The sequence below is a fragment of the Ruegeria sp. K3 genome (assembly GCF_056531845.1).
In genome coordinates, this window is sequence record NZ_JBQFMM010000011.1 from 124,032 (window position 1) to 142,191 (window position 18,160).

The 18,160-nt window shown below is 58.0% G+C and carries 20 protein-coding genes; 7 read left to right on the forward strand and 13 right to left on the reverse strand.

Annotation, left to right across the window (positions count from 1 at the left end):
- Positions 1-19: 19 nt before the first annotated feature.
- From ACR0MP_RS18340 to ACR0MP_RS18350, 3 genes are read right to left on the reverse strand one after another with little or no spacing between them, the layout of a single operon-like run.
- Positions 20-388, reverse strand: coding sequence for a DUF1761 family protein (locus tag ACR0MP_RS18340; protein ID WP_170737213.1), 369 nt, complete (start codon positions 386-388; stop codon positions 20-22).
- A complete protein-coding gene (locus tag ACR0MP_RS18345; protein ID WP_170408503.1) occupies positions 385-807 on the reverse strand; it encodes an SRPBCC family protein in 423 nt (140 codons plus the stop codon). The genes ACR0MP_RS18340 and ACR0MP_RS18345 overlap by 4 nt, the downstream gene beginning before the upstream one ends.
- On the reverse strand, positions 788-1,141 hold the full coding sequence (locus tag ACR0MP_RS18350; protein ID WP_170408502.1) for a metalloregulator ArsR/SmtB family transcription factor: 354 nt from the start codon (positions 1,139-1,141) through the stop codon (positions 788-790). Before ACR0MP_RS18350 ends, ACR0MP_RS18345 begins: the two co-directional genes overlap by 20 nt.
- 268 nt (positions 1,142-1,409) lie before the next feature.
- Between ACR0MP_RS18350 and ACR0MP_RS18355 the strand changes: the two genes are divergently transcribed.
- Positions 1,410-3,011, forward strand: a complete 1,602-nt coding sequence (locus ACR0MP_RS18355; protein ID WP_170394697.1) for a BCCT family transporter — start codon at positions 1,410-1,412, stop codon at positions 3,009-3,011.
- 116 nt (positions 3,012-3,127) lie between these two features.
- Here the strand turns inward: ACR0MP_RS18355 and ACR0MP_RS18360 are convergent, their stop codons facing one another.
- Positions 3,128-3,337 (reverse strand): hypothetical protein, encoded by a 210-nt coding sequence (locus ACR0MP_RS18360; protein ID WP_170408501.1) that lies wholly within the window; start codon positions 3,335-3,337, stop codon positions 3,128-3,130.
- A gap of 449 nt (positions 3,338-3,786) precedes the next feature.
- On the opposite strand from ACR0MP_RS18360, the gene ACR0MP_RS18365 reads away from it, so the two are divergent.
- A complete protein-coding gene (locus ACR0MP_RS18365) occupies positions 3,787-5,034 on the forward strand; it encodes an MFS transporter (protein WP_170408500.1) in 1,248 nt (415 codons plus the stop codon).
- A 386-nt stretch (positions 5,035-5,420) separates the two neighbouring features.
- On the opposite strand, the gene rpsO is transcribed toward ACR0MP_RS18365, so the two are convergent.
- The 3 genes from rpsO to ACR0MP_RS18380 all read right to left on the reverse strand — a co-directional run bounded on the left by rpsO (position 5,421) and on the right by ACR0MP_RS18380 (position 7,468).
- Complete coding sequence (gene rpsO, locus ACR0MP_RS18370) at positions 5,421-5,690, reverse strand: 30S ribosomal protein S15 (protein WP_050605082.1); 270 nt, start codon at positions 5,688-5,690, stop codon at positions 5,421-5,423.
- Between the two features lie 143 nt (positions 5,691-5,833).
- A complete protein-coding gene (locus ACR0MP_RS18375) occupies positions 5,834-6,868 on the reverse strand; it encodes a calcium-binding protein (protein ID WP_170408499.1) in 1,035 nt (344 codons plus the stop codon).
- Between the two features lie 96 nt (positions 6,869-6,964).
- Entirely contained in the window at positions 6,965-7,468 is a 504-nt protein-coding gene (locus ACR0MP_RS18380) for a DUF1643 domain-containing protein (protein WP_170408498.1), read from the reverse strand.
- A 107-nt stretch (positions 7,469-7,575) separates the two neighbouring features.
- On the opposite strand from ACR0MP_RS18380, the gene ACR0MP_RS18385 reads away from it, so the two are divergent.
- Positions 7,576-9,024, forward strand: a complete 1,449-nt coding sequence (locus tag ACR0MP_RS18385; RefSeq protein ID WP_170408497.1) for a pyridoxal-dependent decarboxylase — start codon at positions 7,576-7,578, stop codon at positions 9,022-9,024.
- 7 nt (positions 9,025-9,031) lie between these two features.
- Here ACR0MP_RS18385 and truB read toward each other — a convergent pair whose 3' ends face one another.
- The 3 genes from truB to rbfA are packed head-to-tail and all read right to left on the reverse strand — an operon-like array spanning position 9,032 to position 11,127.
- The gene (truB, locus tag ACR0MP_RS18390) at positions 9,032-9,940 is read right to left on the reverse strand and encodes a tRNA pseudouridine(55) synthase TruB (protein WP_170408496.1); all 909 of its coding nucleotides are present in this window, start codon (positions 9,938-9,940) and stop codon (positions 9,032-9,034) included.
- 54 nt (positions 9,941-9,994) lie between these two features.
- Positions 9,995-10,735: a phosphodiester glycosidase family protein gene (locus tag ACR0MP_RS18395; RefSeq protein ID WP_170408495.1), complete on the reverse strand. Its 741-nt coding sequence runs from the start codon at positions 10,733-10,735 to the stop codon at positions 9,995-9,997.
- Positions 10,732-11,127 (reverse strand): 30S ribosome-binding factor RbfA, encoded by a 396-nt coding sequence (gene rbfA / locus ACR0MP_RS18400; protein ID WP_170408494.1) that lies wholly within the window; start codon positions 11,125-11,127, stop codon positions 10,732-10,734. The genes ACR0MP_RS18395 and rbfA overlap by 4 nt, the downstream gene beginning before the upstream one ends.
- A 90-nt stretch (positions 11,128-11,217) precedes the next feature.
- On the opposite strand from rbfA, the gene dapB reads away from it, so the two are divergent.
- The gene (gene dapB / locus ACR0MP_RS18405; RefSeq protein WP_480868516.1) at positions 11,218-12,027 is read left to right on the forward strand and encodes a 4-hydroxy-tetrahydrodipicolinate reductase; all 810 of its coding nucleotides are present in this window, start codon (positions 11,218-11,220) and stop codon (positions 12,025-12,027) included.
- Positions 12,028-12,099: 72 nt separating this feature from the next.
- Here the strand turns inward: dapB and tmpB are convergent, their stop codons facing one another.
- Together tmpB and tmpA are read right to left on the reverse strand one after the other, a co-directional pair.
- Positions 12,100-12,690, reverse strand: coding sequence for a (R)-1-hydroxy-2-trimethylaminoethylphosphonate oxygenase (gene tmpB, locus ACR0MP_RS18410; RefSeq protein WP_480868514.1), 591 nt, complete (start codon positions 12,688-12,690; stop codon positions 12,100-12,102).
- Positions 12,687-13,823: a 2-trimethylaminoethylphosphonate dioxygenase gene (gene tmpA / locus ACR0MP_RS18415; protein ID WP_480887460.1), complete on the reverse strand. Its 1,137-nt coding sequence runs from the start codon at positions 13,821-13,823 to the stop codon at positions 12,687-12,689. The genes tmpB and tmpA overlap by 4 nt, the downstream gene beginning before the upstream one ends.
- 99 nt (positions 13,824-13,922) lie before the next feature.
- Between tmpA and ACR0MP_RS18420 the strand changes: the two genes are divergently transcribed.
- Positions 13,923-14,783, forward strand: a complete 861-nt coding sequence (locus ACR0MP_RS18420) for a LysR family transcriptional regulator (RefSeq protein WP_170737222.1) — start codon at positions 13,923-13,925, stop codon at positions 14,781-14,783.
- Here ACR0MP_RS18420 and ACR0MP_RS18425 read toward each other — a convergent pair whose 3' ends face one another.
- Complete coding sequence (locus ACR0MP_RS18425) at positions 14,784-14,966, reverse strand: DUF1674 domain-containing protein (protein WP_170394659.1); 183 nt, start codon at positions 14,964-14,966, stop codon at positions 14,784-14,786.
- A gap of 90 nt (positions 14,967-15,056) precedes the next feature.
- On the opposite strand from ACR0MP_RS18425, the gene ACR0MP_RS18430 reads away from it, so the two are divergent.
- Positions 15,057-16,316, forward strand: a complete 1,260-nt coding sequence (locus tag ACR0MP_RS18430) for an RsmB/NOP family class I SAM-dependent RNA methyltransferase (RefSeq protein ID WP_170408491.1) — start codon at positions 15,057-15,059, stop codon at positions 16,314-16,316.
- 88 nt (positions 16,317-16,404) lie between these two features.
- Positions 16,405-18,144 carry a heparinase II/III family protein gene (locus ACR0MP_RS18435; protein ID WP_480887458.1) on the forward strand — a complete coding sequence of 580 codons (1,740 nt, stop codon included), beginning with the start codon at positions 16,405-16,407 and terminating at the stop codon, positions 18,142-18,144.
- The last annotated feature ends 16 nt before the right edge of the window (positions 18,145-18,160 follow it).

An 18,160-nucleotide genomic window follows, 5' to 3' on the forward strand; every position in this document is an offset into this window, starting at 1 on the left:
CTGGGCAGGGGCCGATGTATCAAAGGATAGCGTGCGCCAATATCATCACCACGCCGCAGCCCAGCGCATATCCGGTGTCGACTGCGATGGCGAAGCCGCTTTTCTGCGCCCATGCCCCGACCGATGCGGCCTGAGCAGCCACCGCAAGGATGGCCAGAACTGCAACGCCAAGGCTATTGGTGGTCTCGGTCACGGCGATCACAGCAGCCAGCAGGATCAGAAATATGATCTGGGCTGCCAGTTGAGGCAGAGGTGGTGTGTCAGGCGGTGTCGGATCGATCCGAGTACCTTCGGCCCAACGTTTCTGAAATCCCACAGGTCCGTAGACCAGCCAGCCCAGCAGAAAGGCGGCGATGACTCCCGCGCCAAGGGCAAGCCAGTTGATCACAGCGCGACCTCCAGCACTTCAAGGATCCGGGTCCAGCCGCCTTCATGATTGTCTCGGCTTTCTTCCGAAGGGAAGCGGATGTGGTGCAGGCGCAATTCAGTACCCTTATCGGTGGGCGTGAAATCTAGCGTCACGGTGGAATCGTCCTGACTGTAAGGAGAGTTCCAAGTGAATTGCAGCCGATTGGGCCGGTCGATCACTTTGTATTCGCCCTCATGCGGAAGGTCCCCGGCCTCGGGCGCGCGCATGATGATCTTGAACCGGCCCCCTACCTTGGCGTCAGAATAAGCTTCGGGCACTGACATGTTGGGACCGGGCAGCATGAACTTGGCCAACATTTCCGGGTCTAGCCAAGCATCAAACACCTTTTCCGGCGGGTGCGGAATGGCGCGGGTTATTTCAAGGGACAGTTCCGTCATCTTCTGGGTCCTCCAAAGCAGTTTCCAAGGCGTCCAGCCGAAGCGCCCAGATCGAACGCAGCCCGGCGAACCAGTCATCCACGGCTGACAAGGGGGCCATCTGCACCTCGATCAGATGCTCGCGCCATTCCGTCCGACGCCGCACCAGCCCAGCATTCTCGAGCACCTTGATGTGCTTGGACACCGAGTTGAGGCTCATATCGAATTGCTGCGCAATATCCGTCACCCGCAAGGGGCCCTGCTGCGCGAGCATCGTTAGGATCACGCGGCGGGTTGGGTCGGACGCGGCCTTCAATATAGCGCTTAGGTCATAGCGATTCTCTCGTTCAACCATTTGGATGAATTACATGCCTTTTCTGCTTCAGTCAACCATTTGGTTGAATAACAGGATATTTGCAGCTCTGAAAGCTAATTCGGTCGCTCCCACCGCCTAACTATTCGCGAAATCGAATATATTTGGTGAAAATTTAGTATCCGTATAGGCTGAAACCACCATACCTGCGGTCGAAACGACGGAAACGCGCCAAGGGAATACGAATATCACCTCCGTCCGCCGGTCAAATACCTTGGCGTTTGCACGTAGCGAACAGAAGGGCAGACGCATGGCACAAACCAAGAAAATGCTGGATCCGGATCCCCGGATTTATGACTTTGAGACCGAATATGAGCTGGGGCAGGACAATGTCCGGCCTTTCGGTCTGGACATCCATAACCCGGTCTTTTTGATCTCTAGTATCCTGATCTTTGCGTTCGTCCTGATCGCGCTGGCAAATCAGGAATCCGCAGCCACGTTCTTTGGCTGGCTCCGGCCATGGCTGACCAGCACGTTTGACTGGTTTCTGGTGCTGTCGGTTGACGCAATCACCCTGTTCTGTCTGGTGCTGATCATCTTGCCTGTGGGCAAGGTGCGGATCGGCGGCAAGGACGCCAAACCCGACTATTCCTACGCCGGATGGATCGCGATGATGTTCGCGGCCGGGATCGGCATCGGGCTGTTGTTCTTCGGCGTGATGGAGCCGGTCTATTACAACTTTGCAGAAGACGGCAACGCCCGCCCGCTGGGCATCGATATCGCTGTGCCGGGTAACGAATACATCGGCATTGTCGGCACGATCCATCATTGGGGTCTCGAAGGCTGGGCTGTATATGCGGCCGTTGGTCTGGCGCTTGCAATCTTCAGCTATAATCTCGGGCTACCATTGACCCTGCGTTCGGCTTTTTATCCGATCCTGGGCGAGCGCGTCTGGGGCTGGTGGGGCCACATCATCGATACTCTGGCAGTATTCGCGACCCTCTTCGGCCTGACCACATCATTGGGTTTGGGCGCACAACAGGTGGCCGCCGGGCTGTATGAGGTCTTTGGCATCGAACCCAGCCCCACCGTCACCGTCCTGCTGATCATAGGCATTACGATGATCGCACTGGGCTCGGTCCTGATGGGCATGGATGCAGGAGTCAAACGGTTGAGTGAGATCAACATGATCATGGCCGTAGGACTGTTCATCTTCGTCATCGTAGTTACCGGTGTCGGAACCGCCATTGCACGGTACTTCAACGTGATGGTGGATTACGTGACCCATCTACCGGCCCTGTCCAATCCGTTCGGTCGGGAAGACACCAGCTACTTCCACGGCTGGACAACCTTCTACTGGGCCTGGTGGATTGCGTGGTCACCTTTCGTGGGCATGTTCATCGCCCGCATTTCCAAAGGTCGTACGGTGCGTGAGTTCGTGATCTGCGCCTTGTTGGCACCCACTGCGGTTTGCGCCCTGTGGATGTCGACCTTTGGTGGCGCCGCAATTGACATGCTGAACGCAGGCGGAGCAGAGGGCGTCCGCGCCACAGTGATCGAAAGCTATGCCCCCGAGGGCGCGCTGTTCGGCTTCCTGAAAGAGCTGCCGCTTTACGGCATCATTGCCCCGATCGCTCTGATCCTGATCGTTGTGTTCTTTGTCACATCGTCGGACTCAGGCTCGCTGGTGATCGATACGATCACGGCAGGCGGCAAGATGGACGCACCGGTTGTGCAACGCGTGTTCTGGTGCACGCTTGAAGGCCTCGTCGCAATCGCACTGCTGCTGGGCGGAGGTCTCTCTGCCTTGCAAGGGGCAGCGGTGTCGACTGGAATTCCGTTTACCTTGGTGGTTCTGATCATGTGCTACTGCCTGTGGCTGGCGCTTAAATCAGAAAAGGCCAAGATGTAACTGGGATTATCCTGAGAAAACCGAAACGCCCGCCAATTCGGCGGGCGTTTTTGGTCCGGAGCGGCCCCTGTAGCGCGTGCCCATGCAGCAGTCGTCGGGAGCGTACCAAACGGCGGTCAGTGCAGCGAATCCTCGCGTTTGCCTTGGGTTGGATATTCCATCTTTTCATCTTCTAGGATCCCGCGAAGAACCGCCGCTGTCTCAACCTTCGAAATTGCCTTCTTATGGTCGTAGGGATTATTCAAAATCGACCGCGCATTTGTGGCGTTGGACGTCTCAGACATCTTGGTTGCAAACACCCGGCTCAGAATTGTCTTCAATGGCATCATTCAACTCCCGCAACATATGGTCATCAAATCCTTGCCGCTGCGGGTCAGGTCCAAGCCACTTGAGGGAAGGGCTCAAAGACCAACTTCCGTGAGTGTGAACCCGCAGCGACACCGTCCATGTAGGAAAAATGGGGTGCCGAGAAAGGGGGAAGAAATCTGCTGTTTGCATCATTTTTTTGACCGCTTGGAAAAAAATCACGGCACTTCTTACGCTTACGTCAACCTTCTAACCTAGGGCCCGACTTTCGCGACGCGGCGTCACAATTCGAAACCCAAGGTCAGCCCCCCGGATACCGCCCGTCGCCGCGCCAAATTGGACAGAAAACAAAAGAGCTCATACCCTGACTCCGGGCAAATCTTGGCGCAGCGCGTGTTTCTTGTGATGTGGCCGGCCCCCTCGACGTTTTGAAATTGGATTATTCCGGGACCGTAATGAGGAAGCTGTTATGAACCTTTCACGATTGTCTCTGTTGCTGGTCGTTTTCATTGACGTGATGGGTTTTGGATTGATCGTGCCGATTTTCAACACGATCCTGCTGGATCCACACCAGGCTTTCCTCGCACATGGAACAGCGACGAATATCCGCCAGCTCGACTATACGATTCTGATTGTCGTCTTCTTTCTGTTCTACTTTTTCGGGGCGGCCTTCATCGCCAAGTTGTCGGACTATATCGGGCGTAAAACAGGCATCATGATCTGCCTTACCGGTGCCCTGATCGGCTATGTTCTGACTGTGGCCGCGATCATGACGTCCAGCTATTGGCTGTTGCTTTTGGGGCGCGCCATTTCCGGGTTTACGACGGCCAACCAACCCATTGCGCAGGCCGCATTGATCGACATCAGCCATGACGATCAGGAGAAATCAAAAAACCTCGGGATGATTGTTGCGGCATCCGCGCTGGGCCTGCTCGGGGGGCCACTGATTTCAGGATTGCTCAGCGACCAAAACCTGATGGGGTCATTTGCGTCACTGGAACTGCCTTTCTACGTCGCCATTGCCCTGATCCTGATCAACATGGCACTGATTCTGTTCTTCTTCTCCGAACCCGGTTTCAAAAGACAAAAAATTGACTTCGGGCTTTTAGATGTTGTTTTGAACCTGTGGAAAGTCTTCTCGCACCCGGTCGTTTTGCGGCTTTCGGTCGTCATGTTGTTCTCGCTGATGTGCCTGAATGCGTTTTTCTTCTTCATCGACACGTATCTGCTGACCCGGTTCAAGTTCAGTACGCTTCAAAACAGCATGGCCCTCGCCGTGTTCGGAGGCTCCATGGCCTTTGGCAGTGCCTACCTCACCGCGCCGCTGCACGAGCGGTACAAAAAGTTTCCGATTCTGTATGTCTCCATTGCAGCGATGGCACTTGGGATATTGGCCTTCATGCTGAACCCCATGGCCGATCTGACCTATGTCCTGATTGTTCCGATAACCATCGCGTTCGCGATCATGTACCCGACCATGCTTTCGTTGTTTTCCGCGAGCGTCGGCCCAACCGAGCAAGGTTGGGTCATGGGTGTGACAGTCGCCATCTACGCGTTGGGCTCCGGGACCATTACGGCCCTCAGCGGGTCCCTCATGGCTATCAATTTGCGGATGCCTTTCGTGCTCGCGGTCATCTGCGGTGTACTGGCATTGATTGCGATGGCGAAACTGTTTCGCCATCCCGGCGTTCAGGCGCTTGATACCAAAGGCAAGTAGGTTTCATCAGTGTGTCCCGAACGAAAATGGGCGCGCCCGCTACAGGCACGCCCAGTAAAAAAGGGAGGACTATGAAAAACCTGACGCTCGAAACAAAAGAAGCGCCTACTCACTAACACCCTCAGAATGGCGCAATCTTTGACCGCGTTCAGTGAAGTGGTTCACAGGAAGTTAAAAAAGTTTGCGCTTCTTTGCGTAGCGGTAAGGTTTGGGCCGCGGGTATGTGTGTGCCGTCTCTCATGAACATGGCGGGAAATCCGCGCGCCGCACAGTTCACTGGATTAGAGAGTGACCAAAACAAATACGCCCACCAAATGGCGGGCGTACAAGATGTACAATTTGTACGAACAGGGCCTCAGCGCCTGTACAACATGAACAAAACGCGTTTAGCGGCGGATGCCCAGCTTTTTGATCAGGTCCTGATAGCGTGCTTCTTCTTTGCCCTTCAGATAGTCCAGCAGCTTACGGCGCTGAGCAACCATCTTCAGCAGACCACGACGACCGTGGTTGTCTTTCTTGTGGGTTTTGAAGTGCTCGGTCAGGGTGTTGATGCGCGAGGTCAGGATAGCAACCTGGACTTCAGGCGAACCAGTGTCGCCGTCCTTGGTTGCGAATTCTTTCATGACGCGTGCTTTATCAGCGGCAGTAATCGACATCGGGGTCTCCTTTAAAGGTTAGAGTTGATGGCGCAGGCCGGGATGTCGTCCAGCACAGGCCCATGGAGAAAACCGCACCGATTCCGATGCGGATGGGCGCGTATAGGCGCATTCACCGCAAATGGCAAAGGGATTCTGCAGGCTCAACTGGTGAAGGCGTACTGCTCCAACTGGGCTTCGGTCACAAACTGAATATCTTCAACAGTCAGACCCTCTGCGCCAAAAAGCTGAGCGACGTCTTCGCCATTGACCCGAACATGGGTCAAGCTGTTGTTTTCACTGTCCTGTTCGATCGTCAATTCCGGTTCTTCCGGGTTGTCCCAGGTGATCAGAAGCTTGTCGTGACCGATCTGGAAATCCATGATTGTCGTGGCTTCCTGCTCGGGGTCGGACTGTACAACGATCTCGTCCTCGCCCTCTCCACCGGTGACCACATCGCCGTCTTCGGCAAGAATGACGTCGTCCCCAGAGCCCCCGTTTAGGAAGTCGCGCGCAGGCTCGTCCGGACCATCTTCTCCGGACAAGATGTCATCACCATCTCCGCCAAACAGGGCGTCTTCACCGGCACCCCCAACAAGGTAGTCGTCGCCATCTCCGCCTTGTAGCGCGTCGTCGCCGTCATCGCCGCTTAACGTGTCATCGCCCTGACCACCAAAAAGCCGGTCATTCCCATCACCGCCGCTCAGATCATCTGTTCCGAAATGACCATACAGGTCGTCATTTCCTGACATTCCGTCCAGCGCGTCGTCACCATATTCACCATGGAGCACATCATTCCCGAGGTTGCCAAACAGGACGTCCCCGCCACCTCCGCCATACAACACGTCGTTGCCGGCGCCGCCGTCGATCCAGTCGTCCCCGCCATATCCGTTGATCTGATCGTTGCCTTCCTGCCCGGTCAGAACATCCGCATCCTCATCGCCCGCAATGACCAGATCGCCTTCATACTCGGACACAATCTCACCAGTGTCAGAGTCGGTTTCCTCGGCAGAGCTGGGCTCGTCGACATTCTCGTCCGCGTCAAGCAAATTGCCTTCCGACAGGTCGTCGTCGGCCGTTTCCTCGATGCGATCGTCTTCATCCTCGTCATCGCCTTTGTCTTCTGGCACAAGTACGTCGCTGATTGCGTAGGCCGCACCACCCATGGCGGCCATTCCGAATAATCCGATCAGAAACATATCTACCCTCCGCAAGCACAATGGCTCCGAGTGTAAAACCTCTCATGCAAACAATGGCTTGGTCAAAGCGAAGCTGAGAGCTTGGTTAACCCTTTATCACCAGGCTTCGGGCTGCTGAGTGTACGCAATGTAGAGAGGATGCTTCGGATGTCCGTCCTTGGTCAGCCCAAGGTGGAACAAGGGCTGGCCCGTGCCGCGCAGCAAGTCCTCAACTGCGGGGCCGCGTTCCAGATGTGCGCCATGGGTGCCCCAGGCGGCGATGACCTGATCCGCCCATTCCACGCCGTCCAGGATGGCTGCGTCATTCTCAGGCCCCACCGGATCTGAAGATGCACGCATCTTGCGCGGATCAGTGTCGCGCCAGGCAAAGATATTGGTGACCTGAAAAGCTCCGAAACCCAGTGTGCGTGCGCGACGCTCGCAACGTTCCACCGTGGGGTCGTTCTGCACCTCGGTCGCCGTCGACGGATTCAGCATCACAAACAACGCCTTGCGGCCCGCCGGGTTCCAGATACGGGTCAGGCTATAGCGGTATTTTTCGCAATCGGAGTAGATGGCAGTCGAGGGCGCGTCGCCCTTGGTGTGAGAACGGGTGATCATGCAGTCGGGTTTGGCTGGAATTAGGCCCGTTTACAAGGGGCGATGTCCTGATCCTTAACTTGTGCTATACCTGCCTTCATTTGAACGGCTTATTCTGGGGGGAAGACATGACATTCGAGACATTGGATCCGGCGGATTGGGAGCAGACCCGCAAATTAGCACATGAGATGTTGGATATGGCGTTGGATCATACGCGTGATGTGCGTGATAGGTCGATATGGAAAGATATGCCGACTGCGATACGCAACGGGTTCGAAACGCCTGCACCTCAGCAGGGTATGCCGTTGGGTGATTTGATGGATGATGTCCAGTCTCAGGTCATGCAGTATCCAATGGGCAATATTCATCCCCGGTTTTGGGGCTGGTATATGGGCGCGAGCAATTTCACTGGCGCGATGGCGGATTTTCTGGCTGCGGTTCAGGGTTCGAACCTTGGGGGTGGGAATCATGCGGCAGCCCTGATCGACCGACAAGTCGTCGACTGGCTACGCGAGATGATCGGTCTGCCGGAGGGGGCCAGTGGGACATTGGTCAGCGGCGGCAGCGTGGCAAACTTGATCGGGCTGACGGTGGCCCGCAACGTCAAATCCGGGATCGACATGCGCGAAGAGGGCATCGCCGCCATGGATAAGCCGATGCGGTATTACGGATCGGATCAGATGCACAGTTGTCACCAAAAGTCGCTCGAAACACTGGGCCTGGGCAACAAGGCGCTGCGGCGTATTCCTACGCAAGACGATTTGACGATGGATCTTGAAGCGCTTGCCGGCATGGTCGCGCAGGATCGCGCAGACGGCCTTAACCCCGCTTGTGTGATTGCCACCGCCGGAACCGTGAACACAGGCGCCATCGACGACTTGTCGGCGATTGCCGATTTCTGCCGCGAGGAAGGCCTGTGGTTTCATGTTGACGGCTGTATCGGTGCGTTAATTGCAATCGCCCATGATAACAGTTGGCGCGTGTCCGGCATCGAACGCGCGGATTCCGTCGCGCTCGACCCACACAAATGGTTACATGCGCCTTTCGAAGTGGGTTGCGCGTTAGTGCGAAGCCATGATGCCCACCACGCGACATTCACTCTGACCCCGGAATACCTGGAACCGCAATCCCGAGGCGTCGCCGGGGCGGCGTTTTTGCACGATTACGGCATTCAGACTTCGCGTGGGTTTCGAGCGCTCAAGGTCTGGATGTCCTTGAAGGAGCACGGCGTTCAGAAATTCGGCAGGCTCATTGATCAGGATATCGAAAAGGCGCGTTATCTGACTTCGCTGATCGAGGCAGAGGATGACCTCACCTTGATGTTCCCCACCAACATAAACATCGTTTGTTTCCGCTATGACCCGGGCGGTCTCAGCCCCGAAACTCTGCGTGCGATTAACAGCGAAATCATGTTGTGCCTGCAAGAGGAAGGCACAGCGGTTTTATCGGATACAACGGTTCATGGGGCGCATTGCCTACGGGTGGCGGTCAACAATCACCGCACGCAAAAGCAGGATCTGGATCTACTGGTGTCCGAGATACTTCGACTGGGTCACAAATTGCGTATCGCCGCCTGAACAGTCATCAGTTGGCGGCAAAGACGCGGCTTGGGTACAATTCGCCCGACTTGTAAATTCCTACGGCCACGGCCTTGCCATCCAGCGAGGCCCAGGCCTCGTCGCCGTATTCCACGTCAGAGGCGAGCACCATGCCCGGATTGCCATTCCGCAGACGGGTGGCTCCTTCAGAGGTGCATTTCAGCTCGGGTAGGTCCGACAAGCCGGTTTCCAGCGGATGCAGATAATCATCCAGAGCGGTGGTTTTGGCCATCTCGTCGATCTGTTCGATGGTCAGGCCATCCTCGGCCTCAAACGGGCCGGACCAGATGCGGCGCAGTTTTTTCACGTGGCCGTGGCAGCCGAGCGCTTCGCCCAGATCACGCGCAATGGAACGGACATAGCCACCTTTGCCACAGGTCATCTCCAGCACGACGTGGTCTTCGTCGGGGCGGTCGATCAGCACCAGTTCCTCTACCCAAAGAGGGCGGGCGGTCAGTTCTACATCCTCGCCATCTCGGGCCAGCTTATAGGCGCGTTGACCGTCGATTTTCACGGCCGAGAACTTGGGCGGCACCTGTTTGATATCGCCCAGAAACGGGCCGAGCGCTTGTTTGATATCCTCATCCGAGGGGCGCGCAATGCTTTCAGCGATGACTTCGCCCTCGGCATCATCGGTGTTGGTGGCCTGCCCCAGCCGCACGGTGAAGGTGTAGGCCTTCAGCGCATCGGTGATGTAGGGGACGGTCTTGGTTGCCTCACCCAGCGCAACGGCCAGAACGCCGGTCGCCTCGGGGTCCAGCGTGCCCGCATGGCCGGCTTTCTTGGCGTCCATCGCCCAACGCACCTTGTTGACCACCGCGGTCGAAGTCATGCCAGCGGGCTTGTCCACCACCAGCCAACCGGAAATGTCGCGGCCCTTGCGTTTGCGTCCCATTCTACACCTTGAGTCTTGCTGAGGCGCGCGAGTTAGCGGATCGTTTCGATGCTGTCAATTTGCCGGAACGTCCTCGACGACACCCACGATGGGTCCCAGCGAAAACCCGATATCCGACCGGTTGCTGGCGCGATCATACATGCGGGAAATGTTGCCATCTAGAAACAGCGCATTCGGTGTTTTTAATACATCGCGGAATAGGCTGCCAAATTCAAAGAAAGTGACGTAATCGTCCGAGATCGCAAACACCGCACGCGTGCCATCGGCGCTGGTGCCCACCCCGTTTCGGGTGTAGCGCGAGGTTGAATCCGGCAGAAAGCGAGGGTGTAACTCTCCGTTGATCACCAGCATGGGGCCCGATTGTGTCGCAAAGCGGCACTGCGGCGCCTGATCGACGAAATCCAAAGTCTCGAACACATCAGAACGGTTTTTACGGATGCAGAACACACCGTTGGGCAGCAGGCCGAAATTGCCGGGTCCGGCATTCGGTATCACGCGCATCTGCTCTTCCCCCTCTTCGACATAGTGGCCGACGGGCGAGCGGTCGTCATGGTACATGCCTGCATTCATCGCAAAGACGAGCCTTTTCCCCTGAGGCTCCAACGCCTCATTCACCGAAGAGAAATGACCCAGCAGATCGCCATTTTCATCGTTCAGAAACAGGCGCAAATCTTCCGAGGTATCTACCTCGCAAACCGTATATCGCTTGTCCTCATGAGTCAGCTTCTCGCAAGTGACTGCAGAGACTTGCGCGGCCCAAAGGACAGCACACAGCGTGACAAGGGTACGGATCACTCGTCCAGATCGCGGCGTACCGCGTCCTGATTAAACATACGGCGGGTGTCGTCCAGTCGATCAAACGTGTCGTCCAAACGGAACCGCAGGTCGGGTGAGAATTTCAGGCCCACCTTCTTGCCCACTGCGCGCCGAAGCTCACCCTTGTTTCGAGCGAGCAGTTCGATCACGTCCTCCTGCCCCTTGCCGCCCAAGGGCAGCACATAGGCGGTGGCGATCTTCAGATCGGGCGAGGTGCGCACCTCACCCACAGTGATCGACATGCGGTTCAGGTCGGGGTCGTGGACATCTCCGCGCGCCAGAACCTCGGACAGGGTGCGGCGGATCAGTTCGCCGACGCGCAGCTGTCGTTGGGATGGGCCGGGGCCATCGTGGAATTTGTTCTTTGCCATGCCCCCCGATCTAAGCCCAAAGCGGGGCTTTGCCAAGCGGGCGCGAACCGGGTAGGAGGCTTTGAGCCGACTTTAGAAAGGACCAGCGCAATGACCCATATTCCGGGGATCGTCATCACAGGGGCTTCGGGCCGTATGGGGCAGATGCTGATCAAGACCGTGTCTGAGAGCGATCAGGTGCGTCTGGTTGGTGTGGTCGAGCGAAAGGGCCATGACTGGATCGGTCAGGATGTAGGTCAGGTGATGGGCGGGCAGGCGCTCGGTGTTACCGTTACTGACGATCCGCTGGAGGCATTTGCACAGGCGCAGGCCGTCATCGACTTTACTGCGCCCGAAGCGACACTGGAATTTGCCGCACTGGCCGCGCAGGCGCGGTGCGTTCACGTAATTGGCACTACCGGCATGAATAACGAACAGATCGCCGCGCTGGAACCTGCCGCGCGCCATGCTGTGATTGTGCGGGCCGGGAATATGAGCCTTGGGGTCAATCTGTTGGTGCAGCTCACCAAAAAGGTTGCCGCCGCGCTGGATGAGGATTTCGATATCGAGGTCATCGAGGGGCATCACCATCACAAGGTCGATGCGCCTTCAGGCACGGCTTTGATGCTGGGCGAAGCTGCCGCAGAAGGGCGCGGTGTCAAGTTGTCGGATGTGGCCGATAGGGGCCGCGACGGTATTACCGGTGCGCGCAAACGCGGCGACATCGGCTTCCACGCCATTCGTGGCGGAGACATTGTCGGCGAACACGATGTCCTGTTCGCGGCACCCGGTGAGCGTATCGTGTTGCGCCATCTGGCTACTGACCGTGCGATCTTTGCTCGTGGGGCGCTCAAAGCCGCGTTGTGGGGTCAAGGCAAGGCGCCGGGCCAGTATGACATGGTGGATGTTCTGGGGCTGTAGGCTTCAGGATCAAGAGCCAAGAAAATTCGACGAATTTTCTTAGCTCTATCGATCGGGCAGATGAAAGTTGTCTCAGCTTGCCTGAATGTGCCGGTCGACCATCCGTTGTACCATCGGTGCGAAATGGGCAAAATCCGGGGTCTCCATATCAGCGCGTTTTCCCGCTTCGTCCAGATAACGGACCTGAATGATTTCTTTCAGGTTCGGATTTGCCTCGAACTCGGCTATCTCCTTGGCACTCATCGGACCACCCTGCAGTTCCAGCGTATGGACCGAGGCTTCGGACAGGCGATTGAAATACTCCGGCTTGGTGGCGCAGAGATACCGCTTGGCTGCCACGTGGTACCGGCAGCAATCGGTGATGACCGACGGAAAGAACTGCTCCAACACCTCTGCACCCGCATCTTCATGATGCCGGTCCTCGGTATCGTCCGGATGGTAAGTGCCGAATTCCGACGTAAAATGGCCAATGTCGTGCAACAGCGCACCGACGATGATTTCTTCAGACTGTCCGTTCTGTTCCGCAATCGTGGCACCCTGCAGCATGTGCTGGGCCATGGTGACGGGTTCCCCCAGATATTCCTCACCCCCCCGACGATCGAAGATGTCACCGATAAAGGCCACGATATTGTCCCGGTTTAAGGTCGAGAAATCGGGTTTCATTCCGCCGCCTCCGGTTGTGTCATCTGCATGGCGGCCAGTGTCGAAAGCAGCCCATCCTTGTCAGCATAGCATCCCTGCAACCAGCGAGACCCGGCCCCGGAATAGCCCAGCCGTGCATGCATTACGCGAGTGTTGTCGACGATGAAACTTTCGCCCGGTTCCAGCTTGAAAGACACGCCCATAGCGGGATCGTCAATGATCTCACCCAGCTGGCGATAGGCTGCATAGTAGGCTTCCATCTTGTCAAAGGGTACATCCACGAACGGCGCAGACGAGCGGTTGTTGAAGCGAATGCCGATCAACTCGCCATCGGGGGAAAGCTCGATCATCGGGCGACGTGACCGCAAACAGACCCCGTCCGAACCTTTATACTCGAACCGTGCCGGATAGCCTGCAAGCAAGGCGAAGCCCTCGGGGTTCAGATCGCGCAGTCGCTCAGCCGCGCGGAAACCATCGACAACGATGGAATCGCCGCCTTCGGCCGAATTCTCAAGGCAGTAGAGGATTTGCAGTGTCGGCACCGGGTCGCGATAAGGGTTGTCGGTATGGGCCTGCAACCCCAACCCGGTATAGGCGAGGTTGGTCGGGTTCACCTCGGTCTGAACCTCGAAATAGGGGCCATAATTTGTCTGGCGCACGTAGCCGAACAGATCGGCCACTTTCAGCAGCGATTCGGGCTCGGTTGGGCCACCTGTCAGCTTGGCAAAGCCGTACTCCGCGACGGCAGCCAGCCAGCTGCGCTTGGCCTCCGGGTCGGTGTGCACCCTTTCCCAGTCACCGCTGGGGGCGCTGATACCACGCTCCCATGTGGTGACGCCGGATGCGGTGCGGCCAACGTCTTGCGCCTGTTCGCGGTCATAAACGTGATCGGCCAGCCAATCGGCAGGGAACATCACGGATTTGTTTTCGGGCTGAAAGGTAACACTCAGATCGCCATTTTGGATCTCGGCAGCGCTGACCGAGATATTGGAGGGGATATCGCCGATTGTGATCAGGCGCTGCCCGTTGCCGGGGGCGCGGGTCTCGGGGTCCAGCGCATTGTCGCGCAGCCAAATGGCGTGAAATCTGGCCTGGGTACCATCGGAAAATGCGACGGTGACCATGGAAGGGTCGAAAGTAGCTGAGCGCAGCATGGGGTCTCTCCTGTTCGGCGCGGGCTTTGCTTGAGGAGATATGCGCTTCGTGGCATTACTACAATTAAACCTTATTGCCACTGAGGGCTGGAAATACTTATGGCTAAGAAGCAGATCGGTTTACCTCCTCTGGACTGGCTGCGCGTGTTCGAAGCCGCCGGGCGATTGGGCGGTTTTTCTGCTGCCGCGCGCGAATTTGGTCTGACGCAGGCGGCAGTCAGTCAACGGATCGGAAATCTTGAGGCATGGCTGGGCAGGTCATTATTTTTGCGCGAGGCGCGGGGCGTGTCGCTGACCATCGAAGGCGAAAGCTATCTCCCATTGGTGCAGGACAGCCTGCAAGCACTGGAACGCAATACCGAGGATCTGTTCGGCAAATCCCCGCGCGAACTTCGGGTCGCGGGACTTTCGTCGCACATCCACGCGCTGGTTCTGCCAGCCTTGCCCGCATTTCTTGAAGCGCAGCCCAATGTGCGTGTAATGACAGATTCGATGGCGCGCCGCGCCTCGCTGGAGGAAGAGCGTACCTGGCTGCAGATCCGCTATGGCAGAGGCGTTTGGCCTGGACGAAAGGCAAAGCTAATTGCGCCTGAAGTTCTGGCACCGATGGCCGCATCTGGCATCAAGTGGGGTGCGCCGCTGATTGATTTGCGCGGAGAACGCCCGGGTTGGAAGGACTGGGCGCAGGTAGCGGGGGTTGATGAATTACCGGCTGGTCGGATCAGTTTTGACTCGGTAGGTCACGCGATCACGGCCGCGCGTCAGGGCATGGGGATCGCGTTGGGTTCACTACCGTTGGCTTCGGGCGGCTTAAAGACTGGTCAGTTACACAGATTGGATATGCCCGAGCTTCGGACAAAGGATGGCTATTGGCTGACCTGGCCCGAGGATCGGGCAAGGTCGAAACGGCAAAGAGCGTTGATAGACGACTTTCTGCAGGCGCTTCGGGGCGCGGCCTGATCAGAAGTCGATGGCGATGCCCTTTTTCTCCCAATCGCCATAGCGGGCCGGATCGGGACCGTCGCGCCCACCCAGTTCCTTGGGCTGCGCCTTGGCTTCCGCTTCGGCCTTTTTGCGACGTTCCTCAGCCTCGGCCAATGCGCGCTGAGCGGCGGGGGGCAGGTCTTTGCGCTCGTCACTCATGACATCGGGTTCCTTTCTGTTCAGGGCCTTGATATACGCCCTCGTCCGCCCAAGGCAATGCGGCAAAGGTCACGAGAGGCACTCAGCATCATGTCAAACTCTGCAACCGCCGCGCGGCGCAGTGCAATCTATCTGCTGGATCAGATATTGGGCGAGGGGCGGCTGTTACCTGAATGTCTGGCGGCGGGCGCATTGGATCGTCTGGTACCCGAGGATCGCGCGCGCGCGCAGCGTCTGACTATTGAAACCCTACGCGGGCTTGAGCGTGCCGACCGGCTGTTGGCCGATCACTTGCGGCAGACACCGGCGCTAACGGTGCATAACGCGCTGCGGCTTGGAACGGTCGAGTTGTGTCAGGGCGAGGCCGCGCATGGCGTGGTCAATTCGATGGTCGAGATCGTGGGACGCTCGCGCAAGCATGGGCGGCTCAAGGGGTTGGTGAATGCAGTCTTGCGCAAGATTGCCGCCGATGGGCCGGATGCTTGGCCCAAGATGCGCGTGCCCCGTCTGCCCGACTGGCTGCGCGATCCTCTGATCATGGCGTGGGGCGATGACGCGGTAAAGGGTATGGAACAGGCCCATTTCAATGGTGCACCGCTGGACGTGACGCTGAAACCGGGCGCTGAGGCGCCGGGCGGAGAAGCCCTGCCCACCGGCTCAGTCCGTTTGCAGGATGCGGGGCAGGTGTCGGCTTTGCCGGGCTACAAGCGTGGAAACTGGTGGGTTCAGGATGCGGCAGCGGCGCTGCCTGTGCGCGTGCTGGCCCCGAAAGCCGGGGAAAAGGTGTTGGACCTTTGCGCCGCGCCCGGTGGCAAGACGTTGCAATTGGCTGTGGTAGGGGCAGAAGTCACGGCGCTGGATATCTCCGAAACACGGTTGGAGCGGGTGCGCGAGAACCTGAAACGGACAGGTTTGAAGGCTAAGGTGATCGCTGGTGATGCGCTGGACCATCAGGGCCAGTATGATGCCATCCTGCTCGACGCGCCGTGTTCGGCCACGGGCACGATTCGCCGCCATCCTGATTTACCCTTCGCCAAGGATGGCTCGGAATTCGGGGGATTGATCGAGCTACAGGCCCGTATGCTGGCCCATGCCTGGACCCTGCTCAAACCCGGAGGCCGATTGGTATATTGCACCTGTTCCTTGTTGCCGGACGAAGGAGAGGTGCAGATCGAAGAGGCGCTGGATCAATACCCGGATATGCAGATTGACCGTGCGGCGCTTGAGATTGCGGGCGTTGAACCGGACTGGATTACAGAAGAAGGTGGCTTGCGTCTGCGCCCGGATTTCTGGCCGGACAAGGGTAGCATGGACGGGTTCTATATCGCCTGTCTGAACAAATCCGCTTGAGGCGACGCTTTTCGATGACTTGACGCGCGGACCGGTCTATCGTGTGTTCAAGCGCCCGCAGAGCGCAAGGGGCAGAGTCGCAAGCGTCATGTCAGAATCGGACACAATGGCCAATCGCTGGATGCGGTTTCAGAACCGCCTTTACGCGCGCCTGAGCCAAAGGCGGAAGGCGGTTTCGGGATTCGTCAGCCAGCCTGAGCCGCGCACCGTCGGTTCGTATGCACGCGGGCGACAACTGGTGGCCGGGAATCTCCTTTTCGCTGGATATCTGGTCGAGGCGGATGACACCGATCTCTGGGATGTTGCTGCGCCCAGTCCGGATTTTGATGATGAACGCCACGGTTTCATCTGGCTGGATGATCTGGCAGCCGTCGGCGATATGCGCGCCCGTGAAAAGGCGCAGCGATGGGTCTGGTGCTGGATCACCGCACATGGGCGCGGGAAGGGACCCGGCTGGGCGCCGGACCTGACCGGGCGTCGGGTGATGCGCTGGATCAACCACGCGCAATTTCTGCAACGCGGCGCTGATGAGGCGCAAAGCAGAGCTTTCTTCCGCTCCTTGGCACAACAAACATGGTTTCTTTCCAAACGCTGGACAGCAGCAACACCAGGATTGCCGAGATTCGAAGCGCTCGCAGGGCTGGTTCAGGCTGGTTTGGCCCTGGAGGGGTTGGAGCAACTGGCTGATCCCGCATTGCGCGCACTGGCCCGGGAATGCGACCGCCAGATCGATGCCGAGGGCGGCATTCTCACCCGCAACCCTGAGGAATTGCTGGAGGTCTTCACTCTGCTGGCCTGGACCTCTGCTGCACTTGGTGAAGTTGGCCGAGGCACGCCTGCCTCTCAGACCGGGGCGATCAAGCGCATTGCACCTACTCTGCGAAATCTGCGTCATGCAGATGGATCTCTGGCCAGATTTCACGGGGGCGGGCGTGGGCTTGAAGGGCGGCTGGATCAGGCACTGGCACAAAGCGGTGTCAAGCCGCAGCAGCATTCGGACCTGTCAATGGGTTATGCACGGCTTGCCGCCTCGAGAACCACGGTTCTGGTGGATGCCAGCGCGCCTCCCAAAGGTGCTGCGTCGTTCAACGCCCACGCATCCTCGCTTGCGTTTGAGCTGACCTCGGGGCGCCGTCCTCTGATCGTGAACTGTGGATCAGGCGGCAGTTTTGGGCAGGAATGGCGCAGGGCAGGGCGCGCGACCCCGTCGCATTCGACCCTATGCGTCGAAGGGTATTCCAGCGCCCGGCTTGCAGAAGGCGCAAATGGGTCGTCGCAGGAAGCATTGGTGGATGGCCCGCAGGATGTGCCCGTGGATTTCGAGGATGCATTCGAAGGCACCCGCTTTATGGTGGGTCATGACGGCTACGCCAAAGTGTTTGGCCTGACCCATGCCCGCACGCTTGAACTGCGCTTTGACGGGCGTGAGCTGGTGGGCGAGGATATTCTGCTGACCGCAACCGACAAAGCCAAACGGCAGTTCGATCGCGCGATGGACGGGGCAGGTCTGCAGGGGATAGCCTTTGACATCCGGTTTCACCTGCATCCTGACGTTGATGCGGCACTTGATCTGGGTGGCGCTGCGGTGTCGATGGCGCTCAAGAGCGGTGAGATCTGGGTTTTCCGCCATGATGGCGTTGGAAAGTTGTCAGTTGAACCAAGCGTTTACCTTGAAAAAGGCCGTTTGAAGCCACGCGCGACAAAACAGATCGTTCTATCTGGGCGCGCAATGGAGTATGCGACGCGCATCCGGTGGACGCTCAGCAAGGCTCAGGATACAGCCTATGCCGTGCGGGATACGCACCGGGACGAGCCCGTTTTCGACTGACGCCAAAAGGACCTTT